The organism is Nostoc sp. CHAB 5836, from assembly GCF_020829445.1.
Classification (GTDB): domain Bacteria; phylum Cyanobacteriota; class Cyanobacteriia; order Cyanobacteriales; family Nostocaceae; genus Nostoc.
Map to the genome: position 1 here is coordinate 1 of NZ_JAIVFV010000301.1, position 4345 is coordinate 4345.

General features: G+C 45.6%; 7 protein-coding genes and 1 pseudogene. 2 read left to right on the plus strand and 6 right to left on the minus strand.

What is annotated here, in order from left to right:
* Positions 1-128: 128 nt before the first annotated feature.
* The 6 genes and pseudogenes from LC605_RS31300 to LC605_RS31325 form a co-directional block, all read right to left on the minus strand.
* Positions 129-404 (minus strand): annotated as a pseudogene (locus LC605_RS31300) (integrase); the annotation flags it as partial.
* Positions 405-592: 188 nt separating this feature from the next.
* Positions 593-1120 (minus strand): hypothetical protein, encoded by a 528-nt coding sequence (locus tag LC605_RS31305; RefSeq protein ID WP_229551296.1) that lies wholly within the window; start codon positions 1118-1120, stop codon positions 593-595.
* Positions 1117-1620, minus strand: a complete 504-nt coding sequence (locus LC605_RS31310) for a DUF4365 domain-containing protein (protein ID WP_118171818.1) — start codon at positions 1618-1620, stop codon at positions 1117-1119. Before LC605_RS31310 ends, LC605_RS31305 begins: the two co-directional genes overlap by 4 nt.
* 3 nt (positions 1621-1623) lie before the next feature.
* Positions 1624-2079 carry a hypothetical protein gene (locus tag LC605_RS31315; RefSeq protein WP_229551297.1) on the minus strand — a complete coding sequence of 152 codons (456 nt, stop codon included), beginning with the start codon at positions 2077-2079 and terminating at the stop codon, positions 1624-1626.
* Between the two features lie 2 nt (positions 2080-2081).
* Positions 2082-2861 carry a ParA family protein gene (locus LC605_RS31320; RefSeq protein WP_229551298.1) on the minus strand — a complete coding sequence of 260 codons (780 nt, stop codon included), beginning with the start codon at positions 2859-2861 and terminating at the stop codon, positions 2082-2084.
* A 29-nt stretch (positions 2862-2890) separates the two neighbouring features.
* Positions 2891-3079, minus strand: a complete 189-nt coding sequence (locus LC605_RS31325; RefSeq protein ID WP_229551299.1) for a hypothetical protein — start codon at positions 3077-3079, stop codon at positions 2891-2893.
* Positions 3080-3207: 128 nt separating this feature from the next.
* Between LC605_RS31325 and LC605_RS31330 the strand changes: the two genes are divergently transcribed.
* Both LC605_RS31330 and LC605_RS31335 read left to right on the plus strand, forming a co-directional pair.
* Positions 3208-3492, plus strand: coding sequence for a type II toxin-antitoxin system ParD family antitoxin (locus tag LC605_RS31330; protein ID WP_229551300.1), 285 nt, complete (start codon positions 3208-3210; stop codon positions 3490-3492).
* Positions 3493-3807 (plus strand): type II toxin-antitoxin system RelE/ParE family toxin, encoded by a 315-nt coding sequence (locus LC605_RS31335; RefSeq protein WP_229551301.1) that lies wholly within the window; start codon positions 3493-3495, stop codon positions 3805-3807.
* Positions 3808-4345: the final 538 nt, after the last annotated feature.

Here is a 4345-nt window from a genome sequence, read left to right on the forward strand (position 1 = left end):
TTCTTAGGCTTTAGGCGTTTAACTCAGTTGGACTCAGTTTGAAAAATAACTGGGGTAATTTATGATGCGTAGATTGTAAGTTCGCGTAAATCAAACGCGAACACTTCTTTTTTGTCCAAAGTCCAATTATTTGCCATCGCTGGGCTGTATTTTTCCATCAACACCGACCGTACCGCAGCAGTATGCTGGTAACGCAATTTTGACCAATCTAAAGTACTTGCATCACAAGTACCACTGGTTAACAGTTGAGCGATCGCATTTAACGCCTCCCGCATTGTCCGCCGCGAACCCTCACCTAGACTGTTAAGATAAACTTCAGCTGGGTGTAGCGTCAGAGGTACTGGTTCGGTTAACGCCAGCGATTCTGGGTTGAAATTGAAATTAGCGATCGCACGGGTATTCACGGGCAGTGAAAAGAAGCTTTAGGATCAATCCTCCTCTAAATGTGCCGCCATCACAACCCTTTCAGCCCCTAGAGATTGCGAGAACTATTTTTCTCTTCACCCATTTTGGCTATAAGGCGCTTTGTGTCTAAGAAGCAATCATTCGTAATCTGGAATATTCAGCCAAGGAATATCACGGTGTAGGAAAATTATTCAGTGTCATCCAGGCGAAATTTATGGGGATTTTTCAGAACGAATATACCGTTAGACTTGATTAAGTCACCTGTGCAGTAGACGGGTAGGCGTTCTTGGTAAGCCTTCAGTGCCAGGATGTAGTCGCGATCAGCTAATTCAGTGTGGATGGGACGCAGTTTATCAACAACAACGCCCAAGAAGGTAATTTCTCCACTCAGGTGATCTGCGTTGGGTGTAGCGATGTGCGTGACGACTGCTTGAATGGTGGTATTAGGTGCATTTGTAATTAAGTCACCCAAAATTGACTGTTGATCTCTGGTTTCTGCCAACGCGAGAGTTTCGACGACTTCCCCCATGCGACGAGAGAAGTCGATAATTTCTCCTTTGAGGGGAAGTAGAATTTCAAAACCGTCTAGAGTCCAAATGGAAGCTTTATCACCATGACGTTGCTGTTGCTGCCAACCTAGCGCGACTAAGTAAGCTTCTACTTGTAGCGGGTCGATATATTTAAATTTATCGACATCCGGGAAGATAGCTGTCATAGGGTTTCTCCAACGGCGATGCGTGACATTATGGTTTTGAGTGCGTCGGGGCTAAATATATTTTGACGCTTAATTTCCACAGTGATGTTCGTCTTGTTATCAATCGCTGGTTGTCCGCGCAACGATAGCCAGTAACCGCAGCGTTTGAGGGATATGGATTCTTCGGTTTGAGATAACCAGTCACTAACTTCTTCTGGCACTAAAACAACTATTAATAGTTGTGGCACGAAGGGGTCATCTTCCCGGAGTTCATCATAGTTTTTGACGCTGAGTCGGTATTTGATGGATGTTTCTCTCTTAACATCTTGGGATGTAGATTTAATTTGTACGTCAAATCTCGGCAGACGCTTGGAGTTAAGTTTTCCTGGTACGGTAATTGTAGCGTCGATGCCGCTATCATCTAACCTACGTGTGGCTGCTTGCAAGGAGTAGCCAGCAGTTGCAGTGACGGCATACACATAAGCGTAACTGAAATCTTCTTTTTGGGTATTGAGGCTCATTATTTACTTTGAAGGGTTGCTCAACATTGTGATTAACCGTTTAATTTGCCCAACCCGCTTACGTTGGTCATAGCGGCGCTTGGCTTCCGTGGTAATTTTTTCTGTAAGCGCATTGTCAGTACTAGCAACAGTCCAGGCAGCTTCTAAAAAGACCTCAACTGTGATGCCTAATTCTTTACAAAACCGTGTCAATTCTTGGTCGAGGTCTTTTTCTAGAACGATTGCCGAATGTCGCCGAGTTTGGGGGTATTTTTCGAGTTCGGCTTTGAGTTCTCCAAGTGTGTCAGCTGTAGCAGCAGTTGAGTTGGCAAGTTCTGTAACTGGGGTGGGTTGTGGCAATGAGTTTTGCTCCTGTGCTTGAGCTTGGGGCTGTTCTTGAGGAACAAGTGCATCCTGACGTGGTGTAACTGTTGGGCGATTGCGTTTGTTGCGTAGTTGGTTGAGTACGTTATCTGACATTTTTATTTGCTCCCAATATCCGTGCGGATTTTCGAGATTATCATTTCAAATGGATATTCCAGGTCGGTGTATCCCAACTGCGAGAGGGTTGTACGTTTGTTGATGGCCTGCTTGTAACGTTCTGACTCGCGGATTGAAGGTAGAACTAACTTTTCGCCAACTTCGTCACGCATTCCATCTACAGCAGCCCGACTTTCTTGCGCTTGGGTGTTACCAAACCAGCGATCGCGGAAGGGTAGTATACCTAAGATTTCAGCATTCGTGGCTCCGACATCTCGCAAGCCGCTTAGTAAGTCGAGCGTCCGCACGAGCGAACCGTAACCTTTGACCGATGCTTCTGCGGGAATGATTAAAAAATCTGCTGCGCCAATTACTGTTAAACAAATTTGCGATCTCTGGGGTGGGGCATCGATAATGCAAACTTGGAAAATTTTGCTGATGGCTGACAATCGTCGCTTGAGTAAGGTTGCACCTACTCCACTGTTAGATAAATAATCTTGTACGGTATCGAGTTGGTCATCGGCGGGGATAAGAAATAAATTGTCGTTGTCTTGAGTCGGGTAGATGCAGTCTTCTGGTGCGACTGTTTTTTTCAGAAACTCCAATAGGGTTGGTTGGTTGGCTTCTAACTCGAACCCCAGATAGGTAGTGAGATTATGTTGGGGATCGGAGTCGAGCATTAAGGTGGTGAACCCCTGGCGTGATAGCAGCCGACCAAGGAACAGGCAAGTTGTCGTCTTGCCCTGACCGCCACTCAACGAGCTTACGGTAATTGTCAGCATATATATCAAATTAGCTATTTAACTTAAGCTTATTTAATTATTTTGTCAAATACTAAAATTAGCTTTTTAGCTAAAGTTAATTTTGTAAAATTAGCTTTTTGGTAAATTAGCTTTTTACATTTTTCTAGCGTACCAGCCAACAAGCCTGGTTTTCCGTGACCCGGTGCGGGTAATGATGAAATCTTATCGGTGGATGGCGGCGGGGTGATAAGTTTCACTTAACTTTCAGGCGGCTTTCAGGAGCAATTCACTTTGGTGCAGCTCCCCCGCTTTTCGCTTTTAAATATGTATGTGTATGATTTAATCCTACACTGTGCTAAAATCCTTTCAGGAAGGAGAATATCTTATGAGAACCACACAGCCCCTTAGCATTACGTTGCCGCATGACATGATGGAGATGGTCAAAGCCAAGGTCAGTTCCGGCGAGTATGCGACGGAGAGCGAAGTGATCCGCGACGGGCTTCGCACCATAATGGCGCGTGATGCCGCTTTAGAGAAGTGGTTGCGCTCAGAAGTCGTCAAGAGTTATGACGAATGCGAGGCGGATGAAAGCTTAGGCATTCTGGCAGAAGATATGGTGGCGCGTGTTCGCTCCAATTACCGCAAGCGCATGACCCAAGCAAACGGCTAGATGAAGCAATACAAGGTCATCTTTTCGCCACGCGCCGAGCGCCAACTTGACGCACTTTACAGTTATATTGCTCCACATGGCGGGGAAGAGCGGGCGGAGGGTTACATCAGTGGCATTGTTGCTTTCTGCCAGCGTCTTTCCCTGTTTCCAGAACGCGGAACGAAGCGTGATGATTTACGTCCGGGGTTGCGGATCGTTGGCTATGCCAAGCGTGTCACGGTTGCCTTTTCGGTAAAAGGTGACAGGGTGATGATCCACGGGATTTTTTATGGTGGGCAGGATTATGATGTCATGATTGAGGCGGACGAATCCTGAATCTGGTATGTGTCGCGGATAGCGCTGCTTTTACGGTTTCTGCAACGCTCCTGAAATGCTGCTTCATTGACCGGAAAACGAGCCGCAGAGCAAATGACTTGATTGCTTGGGGATAAGGCGGTAGGAACTTTTAAGTTCGTGAGGAGGTTCAAGGATTAAATAAGTTGCGGGTGCTTGACCTCAGACGCACATCGCCACTGCGTGGCTCGTTTGCCTCTTCCGGTCAAGCACCCGCTTAATAAAAATTGATTCAGTGGTGAATAATCCTAGTTTAAATTGATTATACATTGGTCTGCATACAGTCAAAGGTAAGAATCTATTTGTTTCCCCTCAGCTGACCATTTTTCATCTAGAAGGCGACAAGCGACATAAACAACTTTTTGACTTCTTTGCGCTTGTGCCTTCCATTTATCGGGGCGTGAGTATTATTGGAACAGAAAACCGGGTTAAGCTCAAAATCCTTATTGCATAAGGATTTTATTGAATGTTGTAGTAGCTCACTTTTCAACTTACCAATTACGCAATGACGATAAATCAA